Below are 14,879 nucleotides of genomic sequence, written 5' to 3'. Positions count from 1 at the left end.
GACCAATCGGTTAGTTGGCAGCCGATCAGCGGGTGATATAAAGACACCCCGAAAAAAGCCCGAAACCGCAGCAGCAGCGTTGAAAACCGACCTCGATGATCGCGCGCGTACATGACGCAGCGCATGACCCTGAGCGTCTTGCCCATTCAACACGTCCATTGAAATCGGTTCGCAGCATGCCCCGCGTGGGTTTCGAGCATTTTCGGATGTCGTTTTTCCGCCAACCACATGTAGGAAAAACCTGTAGGCAGCGACGATTTGTCGCAGATCTTATTCTTTGTTGATTGAACGTTCAATCAAAACAAAATAGACTGGCCCTCAATCCGGTAGCCGTTTTTCGTCCACCGGAAGGCCTAAGGAGATGTGCAAGATGCCCAAGGTCGGTATGCAACCCATCCGCCGTCAGCAGTTGATCGAAGCCACATTGCAGGCCGTCGATCAGGTCGGAATGGGGGACGCCAGCATTGCGCTGATCGCCCGTTTGGCCGGTGTCTCGAATGGCATCATCAGTCACTATTTTCAGGACAAGAATGGCCTGATCGCCGCCACGATGCGGCATCTGATGAACGTCCTCAGCGAGAACGTCACCGCGCGCCGCCAGGCGCTGGGAGATGACAGCCCACGGGCTCATCTTCAGGTGATCATCGAAGGCAACTTCGACGCCAGCCAGGTCAATGGCCCGGCAATGAAAACCTGGTTGGCCTTCTGGGCAACCAGCATGCACCAACCGTCGTTACACAGGTTGCAGCGGATCAACGATCACCGCCTGTATTCCAACCTGTGCTGCGAGTTCCGCCGAATGCTGCCGCTTGATCAAGCACGCAGCGCAGCACGCGGACTGGCAGCCCTGATTGACGGTTTGTGGTTGCGCGGCGCGCTGTCGGGAGACGCTTTCGACACCGAGCAGGCGCAACGGATCGCTTACGAATATATGGATTTCCAACTGGCTAAGCAGGAGCGCTAGAGCACACATAAAACGCTCAGCCCCTGAACGGCTACTGATCAGCGTCGCCCAGGCTTTACGGCACGCCCAGTGGCTAACGCCAATAACCAATGCACTTGCGAGGACTCTATGGCCCGTTTCGAACTGCAAAAACTTTACATCGACGGCGGTTACTCCGACGCCAGCGGCGACGCCACCTTCGAAGCCATCAACCCGGCCAACGGTGAAGTTCTCGCCACAGTGCAACGTGCAACCTTCGCCGACGTCGAACGCGCTGTCGTCAGCGCCGAAAAGGGCCAGAAGATCTGGGCTGCAATGACGGCCATGGAGCGTTCGCGCATCCTGCGCCGTGCCGTTGATATCCTGCGCGAGCGCAACGATGAACTGGCCGCGCTGGAAACCCTGGACACCGGCAAGGCGTACTCCGAAACCCGCTACGTCGACATCGTCACCGGCGCTGACGTGCTGGAATACTACGCAGGCCTGGTACCCGCCATTGAAGGCGAGCAAATCCCGCTGCGCACCACTTCGTTCGTTTACACCCGTCGCGAGCCACTGGGCATCGTGGCCGGTATCGGCGCGTGGAACTACCCGATCCAGATCGCGCTGTGGAAATCCGCTCCCGCCCTGGCGGCCGGTAACGCGATGATCTTCAAGCCAAGCGAAGTCACTTCCCTGACCACCCTGAAACTGGCTGAGATCTACACCGAAGCGGGCCTGCCAGCGGGCGTGTTCAACGTTCTGACCGGCAGCGGCCGTGAAGTCGGCACCTGGCTGACCGAGCACCCACGCATCGAAAAAATCTCCTTCACCGGCGGCACCGACACCGGCAAGAAGGTCATGGCCAGCGCTTCTGGCTCGTCCTTGAAAGACGTGACCATGGAACTGGGCGGCAAATCCCCGCTGATCATTTTCGACGACGCCGACCTCGATCGCGCCGCCGACACCGCCATGATGGCCAACTTCTACAGCTCCGGTCAGGTCTGCACCAACGGCACTCGCGTGTTCGTACCGAGTCACCTGAAAGCCGCTTTTGAAGCCAAGATCGTGGAACGCGTTGCCCGTATCCGCGTCGGCAACCCGGAAGACGAAAACACCAACTTCGGCCCACTGGTCAGCTTCGCACACATGGAAAGCGTGCTGGGCTACATCGCCAAGGGTAAAGAAGAAGGCGCTCGCCTGCTGTGCGGCGGTGATCGTCTGACCGAAGGCGAATTCGCTAAAGGCGCCTTCGTGGCACCGACCGTGTTCACCGACTGCACCGACGACATGACCATCGTTCGTGAAGAAATCTTTGGCCCGGTGATGAGCATCCTCACCTATGAAACCGAAGAAGAAGTGATCCGCCGCGCCAACGACACCGAGTTCGGCCTGGCCGCTGGCGTCGTCACCAAGGACCTGAACCGCGCTCACCGCGTGATTCATCAACTGGAAGCCGGTATCTGCTGGATCAACGCCTGGGGCGAGTCCGACGCCAAGATGCCGGTCGGCGGCTACAAGCAGTCGGGTGTCGGTCGTGAGAACGGCATCAGCTCGCTGAACAACTTCACCCGCATCAAATCGGTACAGGTCGAGCTGGGCGATTACGCCTCGGTTTTCTAAAGCGCACCTGCACAACCCGTAGCAGCTGCCGAGGCACGAGGCTGCGTTGGGCTGCGAAGCGGCCCCCAAGGGCGGCCCTTCGGACCGCAACGCAGCCTCGTGCCTCGGCAGCTGCTACGGGTGACCTGACCACATTTCAAGAGGGTGCATTCAATGTCCCAGGAATACGACTACATCATCATCGGGGCCGGCTCTGCCGGTAACACCCTGGCGACCCGTCTGACTGAAGACGAAGGCGTCACCGTTCTGCTGCTCGAAGCCGGCGGCCCGGACTACCGTTTCGACTTCCGCACGCAAATGCCTGCTGCACTGGCGTTCCCGCTGCAAGGCCGTCGCTACAACTGGGCCTACGAGACTGATCCAGAGCCACACATGGACGGCCGCCGGATGGAATGCGGTCGCGGCAAGGGCCTGGGCGGCTCTTCGCTGATCAACGGCATGTGCTACATCCGCGGTAACGCCATGGACTACGACGGCTGGGCGAAAAACCCTGGCCTGGAAGACTGGACCTACCTGGACTGCTTGCCCTATTTCAGAAAAGCTGAAACCCGTGACATCGGCGCGAACGACTACCACGGCGGCGAAGGCCCGGTCAGCGTGACCACGCCTAAAGCCGGCAACAACCCGCTGTTCCACGCGATGGTTGAAGCAGGCGTACAGGCCGGTTACCCGCGTACCGAGGACCTGAACGGCTACCAGCAGGAAGGTTTCGGCCCGATGGACCGTACCGTAACGCCTAAAGGCCGTCGCTCCAGCACCGCGCGCGGTTACCTGGACACCGCCAAAAAGCGTTCGACCCTGAACATCGTCACCCACGCCCTGACCGACAAGATTCTGTTCGAAGGCAAGCGTGCGGTTGGCGTGCGTTACCTGGTGGGCAGCGCCGAAGAGCGTGTTGAAGCCCGTGCCCGTAAGGAAGTGCTGTTGTGCAGCGGCGCGATCGCTTCGCCGCAAATCCTGCAACGCTCCGGCGTTGGCCCGGCCAAGCTGCTCGAAAGCCTGGACATTCCCGTGGTTCACGACCTGCCAGGCGTCGGCGAAAACCTGCAGGACCACCTGGAACTGTACCTGCAATACGCGTGCACCCAGCCGGTTTCGCTGTACCCGTCGCTGATTTGGTACAACCAGCCGGCCATTGGCGCCGAATGGATGTTCAACGGCACCGGTATCGGCGCCAGCAACCAGTTCGAAGCCGGCGGTTTTATCCGTACGCGTCCGGATTTCGAATGGCCGAACATTCAGTACCACTTCCTGCCGGTGGCGATTAACTACAACGGCAGCAACGGTGTGAAAGAGCACGGTTTCCAGGCACACATGGGTTCCATGCGTTCGCCAAGCCGTGGCCGCATCCAGGTTAAATCCAAGGATCCGCGCCAGTACCCGAGCATCCTGTTCAACTATATGGCCACCGAGCAAGACTGGCAGGAATTTCGCGATGGCATCCGCCTGACCCGTGAAATCATGCAACAGCCGGCACTCGACGCGTTCCGTGGTCGCGAGCTGAGCCCGGGCATTGAAGTGCAAACCGACGAGCAACTGGACACGTTCATCCGTGAACACGCCGAAACCGCGTTCCACCCGTCCTGCTCGTGCAAGATGGGCACCGATGACATGGCGGTGGTCGATGGCCAGGGTCGCGTCCACGGGATGCAAGGTCTGCGCGTGGTCGATGCCTCGATCATGCCGCTGATCACCACCGGTAACCTGAACGCGCCAACGATCATGATGGCCGAGAAAATCGCCGACAAGATCCGTGGTCGTCAGCCACTGCCTCGCAGCAAGGCCAAGTACTACGTCGCGGGCGACGCCCCGGTACGTGGCAAGCCTCTGCGTGAAGTGGCTCCTACCGCGCAGTAACCGTTACACCGCGGTGCTGCGCCTGTTCCTGCCCCCATAGGAGCTGGCGCAGCCTGCGATCCTTTGATCTTGATCTACTCCTGTCGGCGCTCCATGCACCGCCAAGATCGCAGCCTGCGGCAGCTCCTACAAGCCGTGTCCAACCGACATGCACCTGATGCCCCACCGTTTCACCCTTGATCCCACCCCCCGCGCAGGCCTAATCTAGTCACCGCGCAAACGTTTCACCCCCCGCCCCATCGACAAGCCGCCACCTCTGGCTGGCCACGAGGCTTACTCATGTTTGATGTCGTGTCTTCGAGCAAATGGCCCACCGGCTACCTGATCAATCCAAACGTAGAACCCCTCGATCCGAAATGGCTTCAGGCATTCAGCAAGATCCCCGCCGCGGCTGTCAGCGATTGCCTGGGCCGCAACGTGGGTGGTCTGGGTTTGAAAGCCTTCCACGGCAATGCGCCGATGCTCGGCAGTGCGCTGACGGTTCGCGTGCGTCCCGGCGACAACCTGATGATCCTCAAAGCCATGCAGATGGCCCGCCCGGGCGATGTGCTGGTGATCGACGGCAGTGCCGACCTGACCCGCGCCGTGTTCGGCGGCATCATGCGCGCCATGGCCCTCAAGGCCGGGATCGTCGGCGTGGTGATCAACGGCGCCCTGCGCGACCTCGACGAGTGGCAAACCGGTGAACTGCCGGCCTACGCCATCGGCGGCGTACACCGTGGCCCGAGCACCGACGGTGGCGGCGAAATCAACGTGCCGATTTCCTGCGCCGGCATGCTGGTTGCCCCCGGTGACTTGATGATTGGCGACGGTGACGGTGTGGTGGCTGCATCGCGCAGCGAACTGCCGGAGCTGCTGGTACGTTGCCACGACCTGCTCGCGCGGGAAAAGGCTACGCTTGCGGCTATCGAAGCCGGAACACTGGACCCGGATCGTTTCGACGCCATCCTGCGCGCCAAGGGTTGCCCGGTCTAAACGGCCCTTACAAAAGCGAAAGCAGCCTCAAGGTCGCCGCCATTCACAAGGAGGTCCCCGCATGTTTGATTTCCACCCCCAGCTCAAGCAGCGTTTCGCTGCCCTGCGCACCGGCGCTGAATTTTTTTCGCTGCGCTATGTGCGCGAGTCGGGCCAGTACCTGTCGGTACGCAAAAATGTTGCCGAGCCTCCAAGCCTGAGCCGTGACGAAGGCGCGATGCTGACCGCACGGGTCAATGGCGTCGAAGCCTACGCCGCGACCAATGATCTGTCGCAATCGGGCCTGCAAGCCGCCCTCGACCGCGCCGAACAACAGGCCCGTTCGATGGCCGCCCACGCCCTGCTCGACCTGCGTCAGCAAACTGTTTCCAGCGCGCGCGCCGATTACCTGTCTCCGAATCTGGAACAACCCTTCCCGTCCCTCAGCGATTGCTACCAACTGCTCGGTGCCGAATCCGCTGCCGTGCCGAAGGACGAGCGGCTGGTGAACTGGCAGGTCAGTATCGGCATGACTCACGTCGAACAGATCTACCTCAACAGCGCCGGCGCCGAACTGCGCCAGGCGCAACGTTTTGTTTATCCTGGGCTGGACGTCACCGCCTACAACGGCAACGACAGCCAGACCCGCAGCCTGGGCCGCGAGAACTTCGGCCAGCAAGGCGGCGCGGACGTGATCAGCCGTTGCGGCCTGATCGGCGCCGGCCCGCAAGTCGCCGATCAGGCACTGCAATTGCTACTGGCACCGAACACCCCGCAAGGCAAACGCGACCTGCTGCTGATGCCCGACCAAATGATGCTGCAGATCCATGAGTCCATCGGCCATCCTCTGGAACTGGACCGCATCCTCGGCGACGAGCGCAATTACGCCGGCACCAGCTTCGTCAAAACCAGCGATTTCGGCAGCCTGCAATACGGCTCGAAACTGCTCAACGTGACCTTCGACCCGGACATTCCCGAGCAGCTCGCCAGCTACGGCCATGACGACGACGGCACGGCGGCGAGCAAACAATTCCTGATCCGCGAAGGCTTGCTGATCCGTCCACTGGGCGGCGCGCTGTCGCAATTTCGCGCAGGTCTCGACGGCGTCGCCAATAGCCGCGCCTGTGGCTGGAACCGTCCACCCATCGACCGCATGGCCAACCTCAACATCGAACCTGGCGACCAGCCGCTCGAACAACTGATCAGCGGCATCGAACACGGTGTGCTGATGTCGACTAACCGCTCATGGTCAATTGACGATGCGCGGAATAAATTCCAGTTTGGCTGCGAGTGGGCTCAGTTGATCGAAAACGGCGAGCTCAAAGGCGTGGTGAAGAACCCGAATTATCGGGGCATCTCCGCACAGTTCTGGCGCAACCTCAGCGCCGTTGGCGACGTCAGCACCTTCAAGGTGCTGGGCACGCCGAACTGCGGCAAGGGCGAACCGAACCAGGTAATCCGCGTCGGCCATGCCTCGCCGGCCTGCGTGTTCAGCAACATTGATGTGTTTGGAGGAGACGCCTGATGAGTACGGCTTTGAGTCAGGTCGAGCAATTCAAGGGACTGGTGGCATGGTTGCGCAGTGCGGTGCCCGAGCCTGAACAATTCACCTTGAGCTACGCCGCCGAATCGTCGGCGTTTGTGCGCTTCAACCACGCCAAGGTGCGCCAGGCTGGCCAGGTTCAGCAGGCCAGCCTGGGTTTCAAACTGATCAATGACGGTCGGCATGCGGACCTGAGCATCACCCTCGCCGGTGATCCAGAGGTCGACCTTCAGCGCCTGGCCGAAGGTCTGCAACAGCTGCGCGAAACTCTGCCGTTGTTGCCGCAGGATCCGTATCTGCTGCTCAACCACACAGGCTGGCAGAGCAAGAATGTGCAGGATCATCCGCTGCCGGACACCGAGCAGGTGGTCGCCGAAATCGCCCGCGCCGCCGAAGGGCTCGATCTGGTCGGCTTCTACGCCGCCGGGCCTATCAGCCAGGGATTCGCCAGTTCGTTCGGCGCCTTTGGCTGGCATCAGGCCAACAGCTTCAACTTCGATTTCAGCCTGTTCCACGCCAACGGCCAAGCGGTGAAAGCCAGCTACGCCGGGCACGACTGGAACAGCGAAGGTTTCGCCAAACGCTTCCAGCAGGCCCGCGAGCAGCTGGAGTTCTTGGGGCGGCCACTGCGCACGTTGGCGCCGGGTCAGTACCGCGCCTATCTGGCGCCGGCAGCGCTGGAGGAAATCGTCGGCATGCTCTGCTGGGGAGGCTTCTCTGCCCAGTCGATTGCCAGCAAAAGCAGCCCGCTGCAAAAACTCTACGCTGGCGATAACACGTTCAGCCCATGGCTCTCACTGGATGAAAAAGTCAGTGGTTCCCTGAGCCCGGCGTTTTCCGGCGAGGGCTATCCGCGCAGCGATCTCGGGTTGATCGTTGCCGGCAAGGCTGGCGAGCGGCTGGTAGGGTCACGCAGCGCTGCCGAATACGGCCTGACCGCCAACGGCGCCAGTGGTGGTGAGGCGCCAACTGCCTTGAACATGGCTGCGGGCACATTGCCTGAAGCCGAGATTCTCAAGCAGCTCGGTACTGGTTTGTACATCAGCAATCTGTGGTACCTGAACTACTCGGACCAGCCGGCCGCGCGCTTGACCGGCATGACCCGCTTCGCGACCTTCTGGGTCGAGAACGGCGAGATTCAGGCGCCGGTCAGCACCATGCGCTTCGATGACAGCGCCTACAGCCTGCTCGGTTCGCAGCTGGAAGCGCTGACCCGTGAGCGCGAGCTGATTCTGTCGGCCAGCACCTACAGCCAACGGGCGACGGCTTCGGCGTTGTTGCCGGGAGCGCTGGTCAGCAGATTGACCCTGACCTTGTGACGGCGCAAAAGATCGCAGCCTGCGGCAGCTCCTACAGGTGTATGCGTTCGGCGTAGGAGCTGCCGCAGGCTGCGATCTTTTCGGGCACACACAATTCAACAAACACACTCTCACACGAGGTCCCATGCCCAACCGTCCGGCTCTTGACGCAATCACCGCCCGTTGGGTCCCCTGGGTGGTGGCGATTGCGTTCTTCATGCAGTCCCTCGACGGGACCATCCTCAACACCGCCCTGCCCGCCATGGCCCTCGATCTGGCAGAAGACCCACTGCGCATGCAGGGCGTGGTCATCGCCTACATGCTCACGGTCGCCTTGCTGATTCCGGCGTCGGGCTGGGTCGCCGACCGCTTCGGCACCCGGAAAATCTTCTTCGGCGCGATCCTCTTGTTCAGCCTCGGCTCCTTGCTCTGTGCACTCTCCAGCACCTTGACCATGCTGGTCGGCGCCCGGGTGATTCAGGGGCTGGGCGGCGCATTGATGTTGCCGGTCGGGCGATTGGTGGTGCTGCGCGCTTATCCGCGTTCGGAACTGGTGCGAATCATGGGTTTCATCACCATTCCCGGCCTGCTCGGGCCGCTGATCGGCCCGACCATGGGCGGCTGGATGGTGCAATACCTGACCTGGCACTGGATTTTCCTGATCAACCTGCCGGTCGGGCTGGTCGGTTGCTACGCCGTCTGGAAGTTCATCCCGGACCTGCGTGGCGCTGAGCGCACCCGCTTCGATGGCTTGGGTTTCCTGCTGTTCGGCGCGGCGATGGTGCTGATCACCATTGCCATGGAAGGTCTGGGCGAGCTGCACCTGCCGCACTTGCGAGTGATGTTGCTGTTGTTCGGCGGCATGGCGTGCCTGGCGGCTTATTGGCTGCGGGCCGGACACATCGACAATCCGTTGTTCGCGCCGGCACTGTTCAAGACCCGGACCTTTGCCGTGGGGATTCTCGGCAACCTGTTCGCCCGACTCGGCAGCGGCGCCCTGCCGTTTCTGGTGCCGTTGCTGCTACAGGTTGCATTGGGCTACTCGCCGTCCCAGGCGGGGATGAGCATGTTGCCGCTGGCCGCGGCGGCGATGTTTGCCAAGTCAGTCGCCCGACCACTGATCGAACGCCTGGGCTACCGCATTGTGCTCACCGGCAACACTCTGGCACTGGGGTTGATGCTGACGAGCATGGGCCTGGTCAGCGAACAAACGCCTTATTGGCTGCTGCTGGTGCAACTGGCGATACTCGGCGCGATCAACTCCTTGCAGTTCACGGCGATGAACACCGTGACCCTGATCGACCTCGACGACGCCAGCGCCAGCAGCGGCAACAGCCTGCTGTCAGTGGTCGCGCAGTTGTCGCTGAGTCTGGGCGTTGCCTGCGCTGGCGCCCTGCTTGGCGGCTTCACGGCAGAGGCCGGTAATGACGGTGTCGACACGGTACTGGGCGCGTTTCAGCTGACCTTCGTCACAGTCGGAATCATGGCAATGCTCGCCGCGACGATTTTTTCTCAGCTCTCTCCAAAGGATGGCCGACGAATGGTCAGCCGCGAGCACGATATAGAGCACTGACCTGTAGCAGCTGTCGAGGCACGAGGCTGCGTTGCGTGTCCGCAGGACCGCCTTCGGGGGCTGCTACGACTATTCGTCCAGAATTTGCAGGTGGAGAGCGTGGGACTGGTACACTGCGCGACATTTTGTTTTGCAGGCCAGTCCCGTGACCACCATCGCCACCGCTTTTAATACTTTGCCGCTGTCCGCCGCCATGCTGGCTAACCTCGACTCCCTCGGTTATGCCCAGATGACGCCGATCCAGGCGCAAAGCTTGCCGGTGATCCTCAAGGGGATGGACCTGATCGCCCAGGCCAAGACCGGCAGCGGCAAAACCGCCGCCTTCGGTATCGGCCTGCTGAACCCGATCAATCCGCGTTTCTTCGGCTGCCAGGCGTTGGTCATTTGCCCGACCCGTGAGCTGGCTGACCAGGTCGCCAAGGAAATCCGTCGTCTGGCCCGCGCCGAAGACAACATCAAGGTGCTGACCCTGTGTGGCGGCGTCTCGTTCGGTCCGCAGATTGGCTCGCTGGAACACGGTGCACACATCATCGTCGGCACCCCGGGACGCATCCAGCAACACCTGCGCAAGGGTTCGCTGGTGCTCCATGGCCTGAACACGCTGATCCTCGACGAAGCCGACCGCATGCTGGACATGGGTTTCTACGACTCCATCGAAGAAATCATCGCCCAGTGCCCGGAGCGTCGCCAGACCCTGCTGTTCTCCGCCACTTATCCGGTGGGCATCAAGCAGCTGGCGTCGAAGTTCATGCGTAACCCGCAGCAAGTGAAGGCCGAGGCGTTCCACGACGACACGCAGATCGAGCAGCGTTTCTACGAGATTTCGCCGGAAGAGCGCATGGAGGCGGTGGTCAAAGTCCTCGCGCATTTCCGTCCGCAATCCACGGTCGCTTTCTGCTTCACCAAGCAGCAAGTGCAGGAAACCGTCGACCACCTGACTGCCAAAGGCATCTCGGCCGTTGGCCTGCACGGTGACCTGGAACAGCGTGATCGCGACCAGGTCCTGGCAATGTTCGCCAACCGCAGTACCTCGGTATTGGTCGCCACCGATGTCGCCGCCCGCGGTCTGGACATCGATGCGCTGGACATGGTGGTCAACGTCGAACTGGCCCGCGACTCGGAAATCCACATCCACCGCGTTGGCCGTACCGGTCGTGCCGGTGAGAAAGGCATCGCCATCAGCCTGGTAGCGCCGTCCGAAGCCCATCGCGCCCAAGCCATCGAGCAACTGCAGAAGTCGCCGCTGAGCTGGGATCAACTGGACAACCTGACCTCCCAGGGCGGTGTCCCACTGCTGCCGGCCATGAGCACTTTGTGCATCGGCGCCGGCCGTAAAGACAAGGTTCGCCCAGGCGACATCCTTGGCGCACTGACCGGCGATGCCGGTGTTCCTGGCGCCCAGGTCGGCAAGATTGCGATCTTCGATTACCAGGCCTACGTCGCCGTGGAACGCGGGATCGCCAAGCAAGCCTTGCAGCGTCTGAACGACGGCAAGATCAAAGGCCGCTCGCTGCGCGTACGGATTTTGTAAGCAACACCACATATCCAACGTACGGGCTGTTTATTTGAGGACACCGTTTTGCGCTCTACCGAAGTCGTGATCATTGGCGCTGGCGCCGCTGGGTTGATGTGTGCGCTGACCGCCGCCGGGCGCGGGCGCAAGGTGATGCTGCTCGACCACGCGAACAAGGCCGGCAAGAAAATCCTCATGTCCGGTGGTGGACGTTGCAATTTCACCAACATGTACACCGAGCCGAGCAATTTTCTCTCGCAAAATGCGCATTTCTGCAAATCCGCGCTGGCGCGCTACACCCAATGGGATTTCATCGGGATGGTGGCCAAACACGGCGTGCCGTACCACGAGAAAAAACTTGGCCAGCTGTTCTGCGATAACAAATCCAGTGACATCCTCGGCATGCTCCTCGACGAGTGCGATCAGGTCGGCGTCAACCTGCACCTCGACACGTCGATCCAGCAGATCGAGAAACTCGAAAGCGGTTACCTGCTGGAAACCACATTGGGCCAGCTGACCTGCGAATCGCTGGTGATCGCCACCGGCGGCCTGTCGATCCCGACCCTGGGCGCCACCGGTTTCGGTTATCAAGTGGCCAAGCAGTTCGGCCACCAGTTGCTGCCCACCCGCGCCGGTCTGGTGCCGTTCACCATCACCGACCAACTCAAAGAACTGTGCACCGAGCTCTCCGGTACGTCGGTGGATTGCCTGGTGAGCTGCAACGATCAGAGCTTTCGCGAGAACATCCTGTTCACCCACCGTGGCCTCAGCGGCCCGGCTATTTTGCAGATTTCGTCGTTCTGGCAATCCGGTGACGCCGTCGAAATCAATCTGATGCCAGACCACGACGTGCCGAACTGGCTGCAACAGCAGCAAGCCGAACGGCCGAACAGCGAGCTGAAAACCCTGCTGGGCGAAATCTTCACCAAGAAGATGGCCAACCTGCTGGCCGACAACTGGTTCGTCTCCAAGCCGATGAAGCAGTACACCCACGCCGAGCTGGCCGATATCGCCACAAAACTGGCGAGCTGGACACTGGTCCCGGCCGGCACCGAAGGCTATCGCACTGCCGAAGTGACACTCGGCGGCGTCGACACCCATGAAGTCTCGTCCAAAACCATGGAATCGCTGAAAAGCCCTGGCCTGTACTTCATCGGAGAAGTGCTGGACGTCACCGGGCACCTGGGCGGCTTCAACTTCCAATGGGCTTGGGCGTCGGGTTACGCGGCGGCGCAGTACGCCTGACACAGAACCCCTACGGGGCGTGTTTCAACACCGTAACGTGGTGTTCCCACGGGCCATGATCCAGGGAAGGAACAGTTTTTGCTGTCAGATGTGATCGGCGCCATTGCGTCGTCGTCATTACTGGCTCAATTTAGCTGCATTGCCCCGGAAGGCCTCCGCACTTCATGCCATCGACCTCGTTTCGTCAGTCTCTGCGTCGCCTTTGGGCGTTGGATAAATTCAGCTACAGCGTGCGGGTGTTCATCGCCCTGACCGGCACCATGGCGCTGTGTTGGTATCAAAATGAAATGGGCCTGCTGATCCCGCTGTTCCTGGGGATTATCGCCAGCGCCCTGGCTGAAACCGACGACAGCTGGCAGGGCCGTCTCAATGCGTTGGCCGTGACGCTGGTGTGTTTCAGCGTTGCCGCGTGCTCGGTCGAGCTGCTATTCCCCTACCCGTACATCTTCGTGTTCGCCCTGGCACTGGCCAGTTTCGGCCTGACCATGCTTGGCGCCCTGGGCGAACGCTATGGCGCGATTGCCTCGGCGACGTTGATTCTGTCGGTGTACACCATGATCGGTGTCGACCAACGCGGCGGCGCGGTCACCGATTTCTGGCATGAACCGGTGTTGCTGGTGGCCGGCGCCGCCTGGTATGGCTTGCTCTCGGTGCTGTGGCAGGCGCTGTTTTCCAACCAGCCGGTGCAACAGAGCCTGGCGCGTTTGTTTCGCGAGCTGGGGTTTTACCTGAAGCTCAAATCATCGCTGTTCGAGCCGATCCGTCAGATGGACGTCGAAGCCCGGCGGCTGGAACTGGCGCAGCAAAATGGCCGAGTGGTCGCGGCGCTCAACGCCGCCAAGGAAATCATCCTGCACCGTGTCGGCAACGGGCGGCCGGGGTCGAAAGTCAGCCGCTACCTGAAGCTGTATTTCCTCGCCCAGGACATCCACGAACGCGCCAGCTCTTCGCACTATCCGTACAACGCTTTGGCCGAAGCCTTTTTCCACAGCGACGTGCTGTTCCGCTGCCAACGCCTGCTGCGCCAGCAAGGCAAAGCCTGCCGGGCATTGGCCGAGTCGATCCAGATGCGCCAGCCGTTCGTCTACGACCACAGCTTTGCCGAAGCCTTGAGCGACCTGCACGCCTCCCTCGAACACCTGCGCATCCAGAGCAACCCGGCCTGGCGCGGCTTGCTGCGCTCATTGCGCGCACTGGCAGCCAACCTCGGCACCCTTGACCGCTTGCTCAGCGACGCGAGTAACCCCGACAGCCTGGCCGACGCCACCGACAGCAGCCTGCTCGACCGCTCACCGCGCAACCTCAAGGACGTCTGGACGCGCCTGCGCACGCAGCTGACGCCGACCTCGTTGCTGTTTCGGCATGCCCTGCGCTTGCCCCTGGCCCTGACCATCGGCTACGGCATGGTGCACTTGATCCACCCATCGCAAGGCTACTGGATCATCCTCACCACGCTGTTTGTCTGCCAACCGAACTACGGCGCCACGCGGCGCAAACTCGGTCAGCGGATCCTTGGCACCGCGATTGGTTTGACCCTGGCCTGGGCGTTGTTCGATCTGTTCCCCAACCCGCTGGTGCAATCGTGTTTCGCGATTGCCGCCGGGGTGGTGTTCTTTATCAACCGCACCACCCGCTACACCCTGGCGACAGCAGCGATCACCTTGATGATTTTGTTCTGCTTCAACCAGGTCGGCGACGGTTACGGACTGTTCCTGCCAAGGCTGCTCGACACCTTGCTCGGCGGCCTGATTGCAGGGCTGGCGGTGCTTCTGTTCCTGCCAGACTGGCAAGGTCGACGGCTGAACAAAGTGCTGGCCAACACCCTGACCTGCAACAGTATTTACCTGCGGCAGATCATGCAGCAATACGCCGCCGGCAAACGTGATGACCTGGCCTATCGGCTGGCTCGACGCAATGCCCACAATGCCGATGCAGCGCTGTCGACCACCTTGGCCAACATGCTCATGGAGCCAGGGCATTTCCGTAAGGAAGCCGACGTCGGCTTCCGTTTCCTGGTGCTTTCCCACACCTTGCTCAGCTACCTCTCGGGCCTCGGCGCACACCGCGAAATCCAGCTGCCCGCTGACGTTCGCGAACAGTTGATCAACGGGGCCGGGGTCAGCCTCGCGGCCAGCATCGACGAAATCGCCCAGGGGCTGGAGAGCAAACTGCCGATTGCGATTCAGAGCGACGAAGAAGAAGCCCTGGCCGCCGGGCTCGAACACATGCCCGACGAGATCGACGAAGGTCAGCGTCTGGTGCAAACCCAACTGGCGTTGATCTGCCGGCAATTGGGACCGTTGCGGACGTTGGCGGCGCATTTGATCAAGGATACGAGCGAGGAGTGAGAT

General features: G+C 61.5%; 10 protein-coding genes. All 10 read left to right on the top strand.

All coding sequences use genetic code 11. The annotated features are described in order from the left end of the window. Positions 1-370 precede the first annotated feature (370 nt). The 10 genes from betI to yccS all read left to right on the top strand — a co-directional run bounded on the left by betI (position 371) and on the right by yccS (position 14,876). Positions 371-964 carry a transcriptional regulator BetI gene (gene betI, locus BLL42_RS16140; RefSeq protein ID WP_071552997.1) on the top strand — a complete coding sequence of 198 codons (594 nt, stop codon included), beginning with the start codon at positions 371-373 and terminating at the stop codon, positions 962-964. 108 nt (positions 965-1,072) lie between these two features. Then, positions 1,073-2,545 carry a betaine-aldehyde dehydrogenase gene (gene betB / locus BLL42_RS16135; RefSeq protein ID WP_071552996.1) on the top strand — a complete coding sequence of 491 codons (1,473 nt, stop codon included), beginning with the start codon at positions 1,073-1,075 and terminating at the stop codon, positions 2,543-2,545. 153 nt (positions 2,546-2,698) lie between these two features. After that, complete coding sequence (gene betA, locus BLL42_RS16130) at positions 2,699-4,402, top strand: choline dehydrogenase (protein ID WP_071552995.1); 1,704 nt, start codon at positions 2,699-2,701, stop codon at positions 4,400-4,402. Positions 4,403-4,681: 279 nt separating this feature from the next. Next, a complete protein-coding gene (locus BLL42_RS16125; protein ID WP_071552994.1) occupies positions 4,682-5,377 on the top strand; it encodes an RraA family protein in 696 nt (231 codons plus the stop codon). 61 nt (positions 5,378-5,438) lie between these two features. Beyond that, positions 5,439-6,881 carry a TldD/PmbA family protein gene (locus tag BLL42_RS16120; RefSeq protein ID WP_071552993.1) on the top strand — a complete coding sequence of 481 codons (1,443 nt, stop codon included), beginning with the start codon at positions 5,439-5,441 and terminating at the stop codon, positions 6,879-6,881. Next, positions 6,881-8,218, top strand: coding sequence for a TldD/PmbA family protein (locus tag BLL42_RS16115; RefSeq protein ID WP_071552992.1), 1,338 nt, complete (start codon positions 6,881-6,883; stop codon positions 8,216-8,218). The genes BLL42_RS16120 and BLL42_RS16115 overlap by 1 nt, the downstream gene beginning before the upstream one ends. A 124-nt stretch (positions 8,219-8,342) precedes the next feature. Then, on the top strand, positions 8,343-9,770 hold the full coding sequence (mdtD, locus tag BLL42_RS16110; RefSeq protein WP_071552991.1) for a multidrug transporter subunit MdtD: 1,428 nt from the start codon (positions 8,343-8,345) through the stop codon (positions 9,768-9,770). Positions 9,771-9,963: 193 nt separating this feature from the next. Continuing rightward, a complete protein-coding gene (gene dbpA / locus BLL42_RS16105; protein ID WP_236721998.1) occupies positions 9,964-11,301 on the top strand; it encodes an ATP-dependent RNA helicase DbpA in 1,338 nt (445 codons plus the stop codon). A gap of 48 nt (positions 11,302-11,349) precedes the next feature. Next, positions 11,350-12,528, top strand: a complete 1,179-nt coding sequence (locus BLL42_RS16100; RefSeq protein ID WP_071552990.1) for a BaiN/RdsA family NAD(P)/FAD-dependent oxidoreductase — start codon at positions 11,350-11,352, stop codon at positions 12,526-12,528. 164 nt (positions 12,529-12,692) lie between these two features. Beyond that, positions 12,693-14,876, top strand: a complete 2,184-nt coding sequence (gene yccS / locus BLL42_RS16095) for a YccS family putative transporter (protein WP_071552989.1) — start codon at positions 12,693-12,695, stop codon at positions 14,874-14,876. Positions 14,877-14,879: the final 3 nt, after the last annotated feature.

Source organism: Pseudomonas frederiksbergensis (assembly GCF_001874645.1).
Classification (GTDB): domain Bacteria; phylum Pseudomonadota; class Gammaproteobacteria; order Pseudomonadales; family Pseudomonadaceae; genus Aquipseudomonas; species Aquipseudomonas frederiksbergensis_B.
Note: the sequence above shows the minus strand (reverse complement) of the source record. Positions and strands in the feature narration are given on the sequence as shown.

Excerpts from the sequence above, each read along its gene's own strand:
- betI (WP_071552997.1), top strand. The coding sequence starts at position 371 with ATGCCCAAGGTCGGTATGCAACCCATCCGCCGTCAGCAGTTGATCGAA.
- betB (WP_071552996.1), top strand. The coding sequence starts at position 1,073 with ATGGCCCGTTTCGAACTGCAAAAACTTTACATCGACGGCGGTTACTCC.
- betA (WP_071552995.1), top strand. The coding sequence starts at position 2,699 with ATGTCCCAGGAATACGACTACATCATCATCGGGGCCGGCTCTGCCGGT.
- BLL42_RS16125 (WP_071552994.1), top strand. The coding sequence starts at position 4,682 with ATGTTTGATGTCGTGTCTTCGAGCAAATGGCCCACCGGCTACCTGATC.
- BLL42_RS16120 (WP_071552993.1), top strand. The coding sequence starts at position 5,439 with ATGTTTGATTTCCACCCCCAGCTCAAGCAGCGTTTCGCTGCCCTGCGC.
- BLL42_RS16115 (WP_071552992.1), top strand. The coding sequence starts at position 6,881 with ATGAGTACGGCTTTGAGTCAGGTCGAGCAATTCAAGGGACTGGTGGCA.
- mdtD (WP_071552991.1), top strand. The coding sequence starts at position 8,343 with ATGCCCAACCGTCCGGCTCTTGACGCAATCACCGCCCGTTGGGTCCCC.
- dbpA (WP_236721998.1), top strand. The coding sequence starts at position 9,964 with ATGCTGGCTAACCTCGACTCCCTCGGTTATGCCCAGATGACGCCGATC.
- yccS (WP_071552989.1), top strand. The coding sequence starts at position 12,693 with ATGCCATCGACCTCGTTTCGTCAGTCTCTGCGTCGCCTTTGGGCGTTG.